This window comes from Humiphilus diazotrophicus (assembly GCF_059726315.1).
Map to the genome: position 1 here is coordinate 536300 of NZ_AP040871.1, position 14693 is coordinate 550992.

Genomic DNA, 14693 nt, shown 5'->3' on the forward strand with positions numbered 1-14693 from the left:
AAATCAAGCTTAGTTCATGCCAAGTTCCGTTTAGCAGGTATCTGCATTCTCCTGCTCGAAGAGTTTTGAAACTTTACTGCGCCGCAGTTCAGAAGTCTACCTGCATTCGGTCTTTCCGTTGCATTCTTTTGTGGCGTGCACCGTGTGTGCATATTCCGTGGGATAGAGTGCACAGCCTGGAGAGGATCTGGAAGTTGGGAATGCTTCGCTATTTCGGCCGATATGAGCGCTCGTCTGGGGCGGTACTTTTTGATTACGATGGAGAGTCCGGCAGGGGCACAAACGCGGGAAAACCCCAGTGCTGGTCGTTCAGGTGCTTTTTCCCCGGATCTATGTTTAGTCGGAGGCAGGTCTGTAGATGTGAAACATTTTCTGGAGCGGTTGAACCGGCTGAAATGGACTTTTGCGGGCATTCCTCTGTGACTTGTGGATAGATCTCAGGTTTCCGGATTCCAGAATAAAATAGCTATAAAAGAGAAGTTTTTCGAAGCATGAGTCTTTCCATCAAGTTAATCCATAAATTTTCCCCGGGAGCCAGAAACCGAGGCTCACTTTATTATGAGAAGAAGCTTGTCCGTCTTCTATATGGGTCGCGTAACCAGGTACGTGCTCGAGTTAACGATGTGGAATCGTTTCGCGTGTTTTTGCAGCTCGAAGATGACAAGATCGCAGCTGCCTGTACATGCCCATATTTCGTAGACACGACGAGTCCCTGTCGCCACATGTGGGCCGCGATTCTTGCCGCAGACGCTTCGGGACATCTCGCTACCATCGTTGAGGAACCGCATCTGGAGTGCATCACCTTGCCCGATGATGACGATCTATGGGCTGGGGAGGGAGAGGTTGTTGGTGGCAAAAATCCCGCCGAGCAACAAGGTTCTCTTCTGGATGCCTTTTACGCTTCTCCATCCTCGCCTCCTGTTCCTGAAGTCCCCAGATGGCAGGAAGAGCTGAACAGCGTGCAAGTTGCAAGACCCCGAAGGGTGGAGCAGGACGCGAGATGGCCTGCGAAGAGGCAATTGGTTTATTGCATAAACGCTCCGCTCACGGTGATCAGTAGCGGTTTAGTGCTGTCTCTTGAAGTGCGTGATCAGAAGAGAGAAGGGGAATTCACAAGCGTTCGGCCTTTGTCCCTTTCGTATTCGCATATTTTCCAGCTTCCTAATGCCGAGGACCGCGAGATTCTTTCAATCCTTGGCGGTAGCAAGGATTATTACGCGTACAGTAGCGCAAGCGGACAAATTCCCGAGCATCTTGTCCTCTCGGCGGGTTTAGCTCGCCTGATAGTGCCTAAAATTCTACAAACAGGACGTTGTTTCCTCTCTCTGACCAAGGATAATGATTCACTCGAATCGCTTACCCTCGATGAGGGACCTGCTTATCGCTTTTTGTTGAGTCTACAAAAGGCACGGAAAGACTGCTGGACTCTTGGCGGCGTATTTCAGCGAGGGAAAGAACGGATTCCTTTAGGTACGCCAGCGCTGGTGTCCGATACCGGATTTGTTTTTCACGAGGGCGCAGTAAAGCAAATTGCCGGAGACGCTTGCTGGGAGTGGATTACTCATTTACGTAAAGTTAAGAAGATCGAGGTGCCTAAGGCGGATTGTAATAAGTTTCTCTCTTTACTGCTTCCCAAGTTCGGTCTGCCAGAGTTGGATCTTCCCGAGGAGCTGAAGTTCGAAGTGGGAGAGGTTAAGCTATCGCCTCATCTGAAACTTATTCAAGCGCAAGCGAATAAGTCGGATCGACTGCTTGCAGAGTTGAGCTACCGTTATGAAGATCGTTCCTTTCGTGAAAGTGATTCGGAGCGTGGGTTCTATCGAGCGGAGACGCGGTGCTTTATTCCTAGGGATTTTTCTTCGGAAGAAAGTGCTGCAGAACTGCTGGAGGAACTTGGCCTAAAACTCCGAAATGCACAGAGCGGAGAGACTCATAGCTGGGAGTTGGCATCGGCTAAGCTGCCGGGAGTCTTGCACACCCTCGTAAAAAAAGAGTGGCAAGTCGAGGTAGATGGGAAATTTTTCCGCAAAGCAGGGGATGTCCATCTCGGTGTTACCAGTGGTATCGATTGGTTCGAGTTGAAGGGAGGTGTTGAATATGGAGATTTTACCGTTCAGCTCCCCCAGCTACTTGAGGCATTGCGTACGGGCAATAACATGGTTCAGCTCGGAGATGGAAGCTATGGACTTCTTCCCGAGGAATGGCTGAGCAAAATCGGCGCGATTGCCGAGATGGGTTTATCGGAAGAAGGGGAGCTTCGATTTCAGAAGAATCAGGCCGGGCTCCTTGATGCCTTATTGGCGACACAACCACAAATTTCTTGCGATGAAACCTTTGCCAAGGTACGCGAACAGCTGCAGCGGTTTGAAGGCATAGCTCCGGCTGAGCAGCCAGAGGGCTTTGTCGGAAAGTTACGTGACTATCAGAGAGAGGGCGTGGGCTGGATGCACTTCCTGCGCAGTTTCTCCTTCGGTGGTTGCCTTGCCGATGATATGGGTGTCGGAAAGACAGCGCAGGTGTTGGCATTACTGGAGACACGGCGAGAGCTGCGAGAGCGAGGCGAGATCTCCGATCCTTCTTTAGTGGTAATGCCAAAATCACTTGTATTTAATTGGAAGCAGGAAGCTACACGGTTCGCTCCCAAGATACGCCTGCTTGACTATACTGGCGCAACTCGTGACAATTCGGAGATTGCGGCGCACGATGTAGTTCTTACTACCTATGGGACTCTTCGACGAGATGTTGAGCAACTCGCGGATATCAATTTCGATTACGTAATTCTGGATGAAGCACAGGCTATCAAAAACGCAAGCACAGGATCAGCAAAAGCTGCTCTTCTATTGCATGCTTCGCACCGCTTGGCTATGAGCGGTACACCAGTCGAGAACCACTTGGGCGAACTGTGGTCTCTTTTCGAATTCCTGAATCCCGGAATGCTCGGTGCTGCCAGTGTATTCAATATGGCAGATGGAGCAATGCGGAATCCCGGCGAGAGCGCTCGCAAGATGCTGGCGTATGCCCTTCGACCCTTTATTTTGCGTCGTACTAAGGAGCAAGTTGCTCGTGAGCTTCCTGAAAAAATTGAGCAGACAATCTATTGCGAGATGTCTGCCAGCCAGCGAGAACTTTACGATGAGCTTCTTCAGCATTACCGGAATGCGCTCTTAGGTAAGATCAAGAGCGATGGACTGGCCAAATCCAAGATCCAAATCCTTGAGGCACTATTGCGTCTCCGTCAGGCGGCTTGTCACCCGGGGCTTCTTGATCAAAAGCGTCTGGAGGAGCCGAGCGCAAAACTGGATGTGTTGATGGATCAGCTCGATGCTGTTCTTGATGAGGGCCACAAGGCGCTGGTCTTTTCGCAATTTACAAGTTTGCTTTCTATTGTGTGCTCCAATCTGAAGGGCAAAGGTCTTGCCTATGAATACCTGGATGGTCAGACTCAGGATCGGCAGGCAAGAGTTGAGCATTTTCAAAATGATCCTGAGTGTAAGGTGTTCTTGATCAGTCTGAAGGCCGGTGGTGTAGGTTTAAATCTCACTGCTGCCGATTATGTCTTTATCCTTGATCCGTGGTGGAATCCGGCAGCCGAAGCGCAAGCTATTGATCGCGCCCATCGTATCGGACAAACAAGAAGGGTCTGTGCGTACCGACTGATAGCCAAAGATAGCATTGAAGAGAAAGTTCTGGAGCTCCAGGACGCAAAACGCGATTTAGCAACGGCCATTATTGGAGAAGGGAATAGCTTGATTCGCGATTTGAAAGCGGAGGACTTGGAGCTTCTGCTCTCATAGATTGGATATGGGGCTGCTTCCTATTGAACTGATTTTGTGTGAAAGAGAGGGGGAGCAGACCCCGGAAATATCCACCCCCGGCTTTTCATGATATGTCATGTCCGTTCGACAAATTGTGTGACAATGGCCTCGATCTTATTGGGTGCATCCTCAAGAGAATAGTGGCCCACACCTTCAAGTCGATGAATTGGCGCTTGCGGAAAGATTGCGGAAAAAAGTGGTAAAAATTGCTCCGCTTTCAAGGTTCGATCTGCTGTGCCCCATATGGTTAAAGCTGGAATCGCACTGATGGTTCGGATGGCAGCTGCATCGGGCGCCTCAAACTTGTGTGCGCCAATCGCAAAGCCCTTTGCCCATCCAATAGCTCCAGCACAATCGGCAGGATTCACGAAGTGCGAGCTATAGGCTGCAAGCCATGTATCTGTAATGAGATCGTTGCATTCAAATCCATTTAGCTTAAGTGCACTAAGAATGTTAAAGTTCAATTGTCCAAGAACATTTTCTAAACTTCCGTCTTTCTCCGCTTTGATGATCCATTGAAACCAAGGAGAGGCTTGCGCATTTGCCGTTATGCGTTCTACTAGGTCAGATTGACCAAACGGGGTAGGCGCATTGATCGAGATAATTCGACGGATCCGATCGGGATGTCGGGCAGCAAGCCCCATTCCCGTTGGTCCTCCAAAATCATGCATGACAAGAGTAATGTTCTGGAGCCGAAGAGATAGGACGAGACATTCCAGATTGTCTATATGATCCTGCAACCAATATGTGCGATTCTGCGGTGTCTCGCTTTTCCCAAACCCCATGTGATCAGGAACGATGATTCGATAATGATGTCTTAGTGTTTGAATCAAATGCCGGAAGAGATAACCCCAAGTCGGTTCTCCATGCAGGCATAGCATGACTTCCGCTTCTTGTGGCCCCTCGTCGATATAGTGCATCTTGAAACCAGCTGTTTCCATGTAATGAGGGGGATATGGAAAACTGTTATTGAATGTCTCGTTGGGCATGATCATCTACATTCCTCCTTCGCATCTTTTTGTGAGTGCACTGCTTCCGCATCTATTGGGCTCTATATACTTCGATACGCGCGTTCCTTTGTAACTTTGTCTACATAGTTGCTGATCAATTTGGTGTAGCTGTGAGAGCACTAGGGCTTGGTACCTGATGGTTTTGGCTGGAGTCATCCTTCGTCTTGATCATGGTTGCATTATGCAACCATGATCAGAAGGCTAACAGAGCCGGTTTTATAATGCAACTATGGATGGAGGTGATACACGATGAGACGGACGAGTCTTGAAAATGATCAGTGCCCGATTGCTCGAGCGCTAGATGCGATAGGAGATTGGTGGTCGCTGCTTATTATCCGTGACGCATTCGATGGTTTGCGCCGTTTTGGCGAATTCGAAAAAAGCCTCGGAGTTGCCAAAAACATTTTGGCTGTTCGACTTCGCAAATTAGTCGCTGACGGCATTTTGAAAACTCAGCCAGCCGAGGAGGGAAGCAGACATCAGGAATACCTTCTGACCGAGAAGGGGCGCGCGTTATTTCCTGTGATTGTCAGCTTAAGACAATGGGGCGAAGAGTTCTTTTACCGAAAAGGAGAGACTCATTCTGTGCTAATCGATCGCAAAACGAAGAAGCCTGTGAGTAAGCTGGAATTACGATCAAAAGACGGGAGACTTCTTGGCCCCAACGATACTGTAAAACATATGCCTGTCTAAAGAGAGAGAATTCCTCGCTTATATTTTTATGGATTGGGACTTTCTTTTCCCTTTCTATACATCTCGTGAAGTGTTGAAATACGGTCACAAGATCGATGGATGTAAGTAATAGCTTTCCACGAAATAGATTTCGGCAGAGTCGAAAGAGCTGTTGGATTGCTCCTGGATCGGGGGAAGACCCAAGCGACCTGCCCGGCCAATTTTGCTCGACAAAACGGTGTATGCAGGAATTACTCAAAATTCCATGAAAATTGTCTCCTAACCGGACGGAGATTTCATCATCCAATCAGCTAGATGGCAGAACAGGCCAAGTCCAGTCAAAGTTTCTCTTCTGAAGGTGCGCAGCGGACAGCGTGAAAACCAGAACAGAATAGAGGGGGCTGCATGTTGCAAGAGCTACGGTTTGCGATTCGGATGCTACTGAAACAACCTGGTTTCAGCTTGATTGCGGCGTTGACCTTGGCGCTGGGGATTGGTGCTACTTCCGCTGTTTTCAGTTTGATTCAGGGAGTGTTACTCACACCGCCACCGTACCGGAAGCCGGAGCAACTCGTGTTGATTCCATCGACGCGTGCAGATGGACAGAAGACGGATAGTCAGCGCGGATGGGCTGCGCAACAGTGGATGGATTGGTCCAAAGAAGCAAAATCGTTCGAAGGAATTGCTGCGTATGGCTGGACGTTTAATTTCTTAATTCGGAATGATGGCAGCCAGTCAATGCAGGGGATGGAGGTGACAAGAAACTATTTACAGGTGATGGGGCTGAGACCGATGGCGGGACGCGGTTTCGAGGATGCGGATTTCGGGCAAGGGCCGGCGAAGGCAATTCTTTTGGGATATGAGTTTTGGTTACGGGCATTTGGAGGCAACAAGCAGATCATTGGGAAGACTGTTCGCATCAGCCGCTGGGAAACATCACCGACGGTGATAGGAGTGATGGAGCCGGGTGTGCGATTCTTGCCATCTCCGAGAGCTGCGAAGGAACCTAATTATGACGTCAACACGACGGTTGATTTTTGGGTACCGGCGAATCTGAATCCAAAGTATCTAAAGGATCCGTATTGGAATGTAGTTGCGCGACTGCGAGATGGAGCAACACTTCAGCAGGGGCAACAGGAGCTTTCTGTGCTTACAGCAAGGGAAGCACAGGAGGAGAAGAAGTTTGAAGGTTTTGTGCCGCAACTGGAACCGTTAACAGACGAAATGAACCGAGATGGGAAACGGATTCTGCTGCCTCTCTTGGGTGCGGCGGCACTGGTACTGTTGATAGCTTGCGGAAATGCAGCGGCACTGCTGTTGGTGCGAGGACTGCAACGACAACAGGAATACGCAGTGCGGAGCGCGATGGGTATGAGTCGCTTGGCCCTCCTGAGACAAGTTTTAACGGAGAGCTTGTTACTGGCATTTCTCGGTGGAGCCTTGGGTGTTGGACTTGCCTTTAGCACTGTAAAGCTATTTAAGGTGATTGCAGGGCATGCTATTCCTCGGCTGGATGGAGTCACGGCGGGCTGGTCCGTTTTGGGGTGGGGTCTTGGAGCGGCCGTGATCGCAGCCTTTGTAGCAGGAATTTTCCCGGCATTGCGTGTCCTTCGGCTGGACCCGATGGATGTGCTGAAAGATGCTGGTCCGAAAGGGACGGCGGGAACCGGGGAGCGGCGGTTGTTACGGGCCGTCACGATGCTACAGACTTCGCTGACACTGGCGCTCCTAGTAGGTGCGGGATTGCTGGTTCGAACGATGGTAAAGATTGCAAAGGTGCCGTCGGGGTACAACACAGGCCGAATATTGACGATGAGTGTTACGGAAGTACAAAGCTGGTCGAGTTGGAGCAGCTTTCATCGGCAAGCCTTAGAACGTGTTGCGGCACTCCCGGGGGTACAGTACGCGGCGTTTGCGTGGGGGGTACCGCTGACGGGCAATAATTGGTCAGCAACTCTAGATATTGAAGGCCAGCCTCCAGCCGTAAAAGAGAGCGACAAAACTATCTTTCCGCTACGTGCAGTTACACCTGATTACTTTAAGTTAATGGGAATGGCACTGCTGGAAGGGCGGGAGTTTCGATCCACGGATGATGATAAAGCTTCGATGGTAGCGATCGTGAACCAGGCATTCGCGCATCGGTATTTCCCTCATAGTACCGCAATAGGAAGAAAATTCTGGATGGACGTCCGGAATAAGCCAGGCGTAGAGATTATTGGGGAAATAGCAGACGGTCGGACGGACGATTTGACACGGGAAGCTTCGCCGGAGATCTATCTGCCGCTGTGGCAGGAGAACGCATTCTCAAAACATCTCGTAGTACGGACCAAGGCGGATCCGCGTACAGTAGTGGTTGCAGTGGAACGCGAATTACGCTCAATCGATCCAACAGCAGCGATCGAAAATGTGAAGACGCTGGAGCAGATCCGCGATGAGTCACTGGCATCACGCACTTTCGCGATGCACTTGCTGACAGGGTTCTCTGTAATTGGAAGCATATTGACGCTGGTGGGAATTTACGGAGTACTTTCGCTGTCAGTCGCCTCGCGACGTCGGGAGCTAGCAATCCGCAGCGCTGTGGGTGCGCAGCGAAAGGACATTCGCAAGTTGATTTTCGGCGAAGGATTCCGGTTGATAGCGGGTGGCATACTTATCGGTATGGCGTTGGCGATTGTTCTATCACGAGTGCTGAGATCTTTCCTCTTCGAAGTTCAGCCTAATGATCCTGTGACGCTGATTGTTGTGGGAGGGGTATTCGCAGGAGTGGGTTTATTGGCATGTTGGGTACCGATGCGAAGGGCGGGGATGACAGATCCGCTGGAAGCGTTACGGTACGAGTGAATCGTAACGCTTCGGTGACGAAAACATATGAGCGTTGATTGCTCAATACCTTCCCTCTCTATAGATAGAGAAACCTGAGGTGTCTTGAAGGGGATTCCTTGATGTTGAGACAGTGAGATTGTCAGATCTCCACACTGGAACTATTGTGGCAGCGCAACATCATCCTAGGCGCTTTCCCTTAAGGGCCGATTCGATGATTTCTGTACCGGATTACCAGGCGTAAGCGTCCTGAATCTGAGGTGCTCCCACTCTACCGGCAGCCACATCCACTTTCAAAACCACCTCAATATTTCGCTTTCGCCAGTCCCGTCCAAGGAGTGCATCCAGTTGTTTGAGATCTTCGGCGGAACTGACAAACTGTGAGGCCGCATCGGTTCCGAATCGCTTAAGTCCGGCTGCAACTACCACCATATTTCCGGTGGACTCACTTCGGAAGCGAGCTACTAACGCATAATCAGGAGAATTCTCGATATCCTCTTCAGTACGCTTCCATTCTCGATTTGCCTGCTTGGAATCTACAATCCCCTTTTGCGGCGCAGGGCTGAAATGGAATCGTAGCGGCAGCAGGAGGCGCTGAGTCCACTGATTGTTGTATGCCCCAATCAGTATGATGGGGCCCTCTGAGAGCCGGGAAAGTGGAGTCTGCCCCGCCGCTTCGACACGATAGTGTCCATCCATGCGACTGATAGCCGCTGTCATCCGGCCCAACGCTAGTCCGTTACCAAATGATAAATAAGGCGCAGTCGTAGTTGCATCTGCGGGCTGAATCATATTTTCAGGTTTGGCCGCATCGACGAAGTTGCTTCCGGGACAAATCAGGACGGTAGTATCCGGCCCAAGATATGGTTCCCAGAAAGCCCGCACCGGGTCTGGGCGGAATACTCGCCATAATATGACCGCGGAAACGGTCAATACAATAAAAACCAAAACCGCTGCCAACGAGAAGGCGATTTTTCGCCAATCCCGGGCTTGGGTGGGAACCGGTGACGGGGGCACCTCCGCTTCTGGGGGTAGTGACCCAGGTTGGCCACTCTCGACTTCTGTCTGCCTCAAGAACTCCGGTACGTATGAACGGGTGCTAAGCGCAATCTGTAGCGAGGAGTCCGGATGCGCATGATAGAAGAGCGCCAACCGCTTCCGAATCTCACTTGCGGTATACCGTACTGCGGTATCGGTATTCGTGTCGTAATCCGCTGGTCGACCAAAGACCTCTATTCCGAGGGTCCTTTCCTTGATTTCCAGGTGGCCAGCTAGAACTTCTTCTACCAAATAAGACAGCATTGCGGGGTACCGCTTGCTGTTTCGGAATTGCTGGCTCTCTACAACCTCAGCAAGCGCGGTACGAACCTGTGCGCGATCTTCCTCCGTTTCTGGATTCCAAGGGACGTACTGTACAGCCATAGCACACAAATAATAGCGTGAATGCCCCACAACTCGCGACATCTCCTTGAGACAAACGTTTAAATCCTCCCAATTCAGGCCCAATTCGATGTTCCAAACGGTGAGTCACTTGGCAGAGGTATATGCAAAGACAGAGGGTAGCTGCCGACTTCAAAAGAGGAAGGCATGCGTTCTCTATCCAAGCTCGACCGTCGAGAATTTCTCCGTATCGCAGGGACGGCAACCGCCCTACTGACCTCCAGTTCTTACCCACTTCTTGCTGTGGGCACTTCTTCCATAGTGCACAGTCCGGCCTGGCGGCTGGTCGCGGCTAAAGACCGAGACCGTATCCTTCGTCAGGCGAAGGCAGCTCAGAGTGAAAGACCTTTGACGATTGTTGACGTGCCCTCCCCGAAGAGCCCGGGTGGCCCTCACGACTATTTTTCCCAGGCAGATTATTTTTGGCCGAATCCTGCCAACCCAAGCGGTCCGTACATCAATCGCGACGGCCAAAGCAATCCTGAGAATTTTGACGGGCATCGTCGGGTAATGGTTCGTCTGTCGATGTTGGTACCCCAACTGACCGCGGCTTGGCTTCTGACGGGAGACCGCCGCTTCGGCTCCGCCGCCTGCGACCACTTGCGAGCTTGGTTTGTGACTCCGGCAACGCGAATGAATCCGAACCTGGAGTACTCACAGGGTGTCATCGGAGTTACTACCGGCCGGTCGTACGGAATCATCGATACGTTGCACTTGGTGGAAGTAGCTCGCTCTGCCAGTCTGTTGGCTCCTACAGTGATGTCGGCCTCTGATAGAGAGGGAATTACCGGATGGTTCCGCGAGTACCTCCACTGGATGAATACCAGCCAGAAGGGCACAACGGAACGCGACGCGAAGAATAACCATGCCACCTGCTGGGCTCTTCAAGCCTCGGAATTTGCCCGGCTTACCAGTGATACCGCGATCAGAAAAGAGATTCGGCGCTGGTATAACGAGCAGCTGCTTTCCAAACAGATGGGAATGGACGGATCGTTCCCTCTGGAATTGGCACGAACCAAACCCTACAGCTACTCCATTTTCAATTTCGATGTCAGTGCAGGGCTGGCCCAGTCGCTCACAACTCCTTCGGACAATGTACTGACCTTCTCACTCCCCGACGGTCGCGGCCTATGCAAAGCCGCTGCCTGGATATTTCCCTTTCTCGAGGACAAGTCACGTTGGCCGTACCAGAAGGACGTAGAACACTTTGATGTCCTGCCGGTACGTTCGCCGGGATTGCTCTTTGCAGGGCTTGGCTGCAAACGGCCGGAGTACCTGGCTCTATGGAAAACCTTGAACCCGGATCCGACCGATCGTGAGGTTATTCGCAACTACCCCATACGCCAACCACTGCTGTGGGTATAACGCCGTTTCAGGAGAGCGGGATTCCCGAGCGATTCATGAACTTTTTAGGAGACACTGATGCAATCTAGATGTAGTAAATTCAAATACCACCTGTGGCCAATTCTTGCCGCTGCTATGGCTCTCACCGTAGTGAATGCGACCGGTATCCTAAGCGCTACGCTCTATGCTCAGAACACGAATGCTACCATACGGGGTCAAGTGCTCGATCCTACAGGTGCGCTAGTTCCGAATGCAACTGTTACGATTACCAACAACGATACGAACGTAAAGATTTTTAGTGGAACAAGCGACAGTTCCGGAAGCTTTCTTGCGCCTCAGGTCATTCCTGGCAGGTACACCGTCACTGTTGTCGCTCCTGGCTTGAAAACCACCACTATTAGTAACGTTATTGCCACTGTGTCGGAAGTGACAGCGGTGAATGTAACGATGCAACTTGGCGAGTCCACAGAGACCATCACGGTAGAAGCAAAGGGAGAGCAGCTGGATCGTACTACGTCTAACGTGTCCACGCTAATCTCTCCATCGGATGTGCAGAACCTTCCACTGGCAAACCGCAACGTCGAAAATCTTCTTGCCTTTGTACCCGGGGTTGCTACGGGCGGAAACCCCACAACCGTGAATACGGCGCAATTGTCCATTAACGGTAGCCGTACTCTCAATACAGAAGTTTTGTTAAACGGAGTTTCTACCATCGTAGCCTCCACTGGTCAGCCGGCCACTCTGCCCTCACCGGACGGAATTGACGAATTGCGGTTCCTTACCGCCAATGCGCCTGCGGAGTATGGGCGTACTTCAGGTGCTGTGCTATCGGCAAACACCCCTTCCGGCACGAATATCTTCCATGGTGCCGTCTACTCCCTGGTTCGCAATGAAGCTCTGAACGCGAACACATATTTCAACAAATTGGTGCAGGTAAACGGAAAGCCGCAACCGCGAGGCCGTAATCGGTTCTTTCAGTTCGGCGGCTCACTAGGTGGGCCGGTTCTGATACCGCATATTTTTAACGGTCACGACAAGATCTTCTTCTTCACTAACTATGATCGTCAGATTCAACGCGTCACCAGCACGTCGACGATTACCGTTCCCGGTGCGCAGGAGAGGACAGGAGATTTCTCTGCTTCCACGCAGAAGGTCTACATGCCGGGCACTAGCACGGCGCCCGGTACGAAAACCGCACAATACCCCGGCAACCGTATTACGTCAGGAATGGACCCGGCGGCATTGAAGATCCTGTCCCTGATGCCGTTACCGAATACCCCCGGAACCTATGACGCAGTGAACGGCCGGTATACCAATAACTACACTCAGCAGAACACTACCTCTCCCGACCAGACCCGTTTCGTCGCACGTGTAGATGCTCAGGCGACAGCCAGTGATCGTCTCAGCTTCAATGTGTATCGGTACGTTAATAGTTCTCCCAATGCCGTTGTTTACAATGTCCCTCTGCTAAACACCAATTTCGATTGCTCCTGCAGTAATGCCTGGATGGCCTCTGTCGAGTACACCCGCATGTGGTCACCCACCTTTGTTAGTGATTTCAATGTGGGCTTCTTCCGTAACTTCGTGCGTCGCAATCCTCCTGGATCCGACCTTGGAGCATCGAAGTCTCTTGGCATTGCAAGTTTGCCGGTCGATCAGACCCCGCAAATTACCATCACCGGCTACAATAACATTGGTGCGGACACAAATACGAATCAGCTCAATGTTACCAACACCTTTAGTCCTTACGTTACGCTGACCAAGACGTACTACGAGCACAACTTCCGCTTCGGCGCATCGCTTCGTAAGAATCAATTCAATAGCTATAACCCCTCGGGTAGCCCAGAGGGCTCTATCGCTTTCAATGGCACCATGACCAATCATGGTGCGACCGGCAATGCCACTACTGCTCTTGCTGACTTTTTGACAGGCAAGATCGCGACGGCCAATTACCAGCTGCCTATGCCGCCTACTGGTCGTCGCAACTGGAACCTTGCCTTTTTCCTCCAAGATGATTGGAAGGTAACGTCCAAGTTCACTATCAATGCCGGCATCCGCTACGAATATGAAGCGCCCGTCAAGATCGCAAACCATGTTTACTCGCGTTTCGATCCCGCTACAGGTCTAATCCTGCGTGCAGGTATTAATGCGTCCGACTCACTGAATGTACATACTGCCATGGCGAACTTCTCGCCCCGTGTAGGTTTGGCCTATAACCTCAACGATAAAACTGTAATTCGTGCAGCTTTCGGTACGTTTTATGGAACTATCTTTCAGAACCTGGGCGGTCAGATTGCCTTTCCCGGTTATGACCAGACGCAGAACTCAAATGCTGTAGGAACAGCAGCGCCTCAGCCTTTCTCCTTAAGCCAGGGACTGCCATTGACCTTAACCCCGGACGTGACAGCATCCTTTGCCTCGATTCCTTCGCCTACAGACACTACTCGCGCCAGCAACCCGTATTCGGTCAGCGGCGTTAGCTTTGACAAGCTTTCTCCCATGCCGATGGTGCAACAGTGGAATTTCGGCGTCCAACGCTCTCTTCCTCTGGCCATCACTTTCGAAGCAAATTACGTGGGGAACCACGCTCTCCATCTGCCTTACCTCATCCCTGTTAACCTGGTGCCGTTTGACCAGGCGGATGCGGTGACCTTAGCCAATACAACTGCGGCAACACAGCTCGTGAAACCCTTTCCTGCACTGCAGACGTTCACAGTTGTAAGGCATGCAGGCAACTCTAACTACAATGCACTGCAACTCGTGGGTCGTCGGCAATTTAATTCGCGGTTGAGAATCCTGGCGAACTATACCTATGCAAAGTCCCTGGACGACGGCTCAACCATCTACAACTTCTCCGCACCGAATGGTACGGCTAATGCCCAGTACACCGGCATCGATTCCTTACGTAAGAAGGATTACGCCGTTAGCAACATCGACATCAAGCATCGTGCGGCAATTGCGCTTCAATATACAACCGGTGGCCCATGGTGGATGCGCGGCTGGAATGTCTCTCCGGCCTTTGTAGGACAGACAGGCTTGCCGGTCAATATTACACAGAACAACACGTTCCCGAATGTCTCACAACAACGTCCAAACGGGAATGCAAAAGACGTCCTTGTTAAGCCGTACATCGATGGTTCCGTACTGCGCTACTTCAAGAAGGTCGATTCGACAGCAGTTGGTCCTCAGGCTTACCCGCTGACCCCCAGCGGACCGATCTACGCAACAATCAACGGTACGCGTACACGTATCTTGTCTTCATCGTTAGGCACAATGCCCCGCGATGCAGCACGCGCATTCGGCCTGATCCAATTTGACGCATCTCTGTCCAAGACCTTCGTTGTATTCAAGGAAGTTCATATGCAACTTCGCGTCGATGCGTTTAATATTCTCAACCACACCAACTTTAATGCACCAAACGCGTCACTGACAGCTGCGGCAGATCAAGTAGGCAGCAGCACAACATATCTACCCGATTTCCGCGCCGGGTCCAGCAACTTTGGACAGATCACCGGTACTCAATCTCCACGTAACCTACAACTGCAAGGCCGTTTTACCTTCTAAATGTATTTTCCCTGAGAGTCGCAATTGT

Annotated in this window: 7 protein-coding genes; 5 read left to right on the forward strand and 2 right to left on the reverse strand. The window is 51.3% G+C overall.

Translation table 11 applies throughout. From position 1 onward, the window contains the following. The first annotated feature begins 491 nt into the window (after nucleotides 1-491). Nucleotides 492-3794 carry a DEAD/DEAH box helicase gene (locus tag AC6I7T_RS32200; protein WP_497794744.1) on the forward strand — a complete coding sequence of 1101 codons (3303 nt, stop codon included), beginning with the start codon at nucleotides 492-494 and terminating at the stop codon, nucleotides 3792-3794. Nucleotides 3795-3889: 95 nt separating this feature from the next. On the opposite strand, the gene AC6I7T_RS32205 is transcribed toward AC6I7T_RS32200, so the two are convergent. Further along, nucleotides 3890-4810, reverse strand: coding sequence for an alpha/beta fold hydrolase (locus AC6I7T_RS32205; RefSeq protein ID WP_497794746.1), 921 nt, complete (start codon nucleotides 4808-4810; stop codon nucleotides 3890-3892). Between the two features lie 264 nt (nucleotides 4811-5074). On the opposite strand from AC6I7T_RS32205, the gene AC6I7T_RS32210 reads away from it, so the two are divergent. After that, nucleotides 5075-5518, forward strand: a complete 444-nt coding sequence (locus AC6I7T_RS32210; RefSeq protein ID WP_497794748.1) for a winged helix-turn-helix transcriptional regulator — start codon at nucleotides 5075-5077, stop codon at nucleotides 5516-5518. Nucleotides 5519-5902: 384 nt separating this feature from the next. Continuing rightward, the gene (locus AC6I7T_RS32215; RefSeq protein WP_497794750.1) at nucleotides 5903-8338 is read left to right on the forward strand and encodes an ABC transporter permease; all 2436 of its coding nucleotides are present in this window, start codon (nucleotides 5903-5905) and stop codon (nucleotides 8336-8338) included. Between the two features lie 210 nt (nucleotides 8339-8548). On the opposite strand, the gene AC6I7T_RS32220 is transcribed toward AC6I7T_RS32215, so the two are convergent. Further along, entirely contained in the window at nucleotides 8549-9769 is a 1221-nt protein-coding gene (locus AC6I7T_RS32220; RefSeq protein WP_497794752.1) for a hypothetical protein, read from the reverse strand. Nucleotides 9770-9904: 135 nt separating this feature from the next. Here AC6I7T_RS32220 and AC6I7T_RS32225 point away from each other — a divergent pair, with 135 nt between their 5' ends. Continuing rightward, on the forward strand, nucleotides 9905-11122 hold the full coding sequence (locus AC6I7T_RS32225) for an alginate lyase family protein (protein WP_497794754.1): 1218 nt from the start codon (nucleotides 9905-9907) through the stop codon (nucleotides 11120-11122). A 57-nt stretch (nucleotides 11123-11179) separates the two neighbouring features. Further along, nucleotides 11180-14665 (forward strand): TonB-dependent receptor, encoded by a 3486-nt coding sequence (locus AC6I7T_RS32230; protein WP_497794756.1) that lies wholly within the window; start codon nucleotides 11180-11182, stop codon nucleotides 14663-14665. Nucleotides 14666-14693: the final 28 nt, after the last annotated feature.

Bases quoted from the DNA above. Each gene is read 5' to 3' on its own strand.
- AC6I7T_RS32200 (WP_497794744.1), top strand. From the start codon at position 492: ATGAGTCTTTCCATCAAGTTAATCCATAAATTTTCCCCGGGAGCCAGA.
- AC6I7T_RS32205 (WP_497794746.1), bottom strand. From the start codon at position 4,810: ATGATCATGCCCAACGAGACATTCAATAACAGTTTTCCATATCCCCCT.
- AC6I7T_RS32210 (WP_497794748.1), top strand. From the start codon at position 5,075: ATGAGACGGACGAGTCTTGAAAATGATCAGTGCCCGATTGCTCGAGCG.
- AC6I7T_RS32215 (WP_497794750.1), top strand. From the start codon at position 5,903: ATGTTGCAAGAGCTACGGTTTGCGATTCGGATGCTACTGAAACAACCT.
- AC6I7T_RS32225 (WP_497794754.1), top strand. From the start codon at position 9,905: ATGCGTTCTCTATCCAAGCTCGACCGTCGAGAATTTCTCCGTATCGCA.
- AC6I7T_RS32230 (WP_497794756.1), top strand. From the start codon at position 11,180: ATGCAATCTAGATGTAGTAAATTCAAATACCACCTGTGGCCAATTCTT.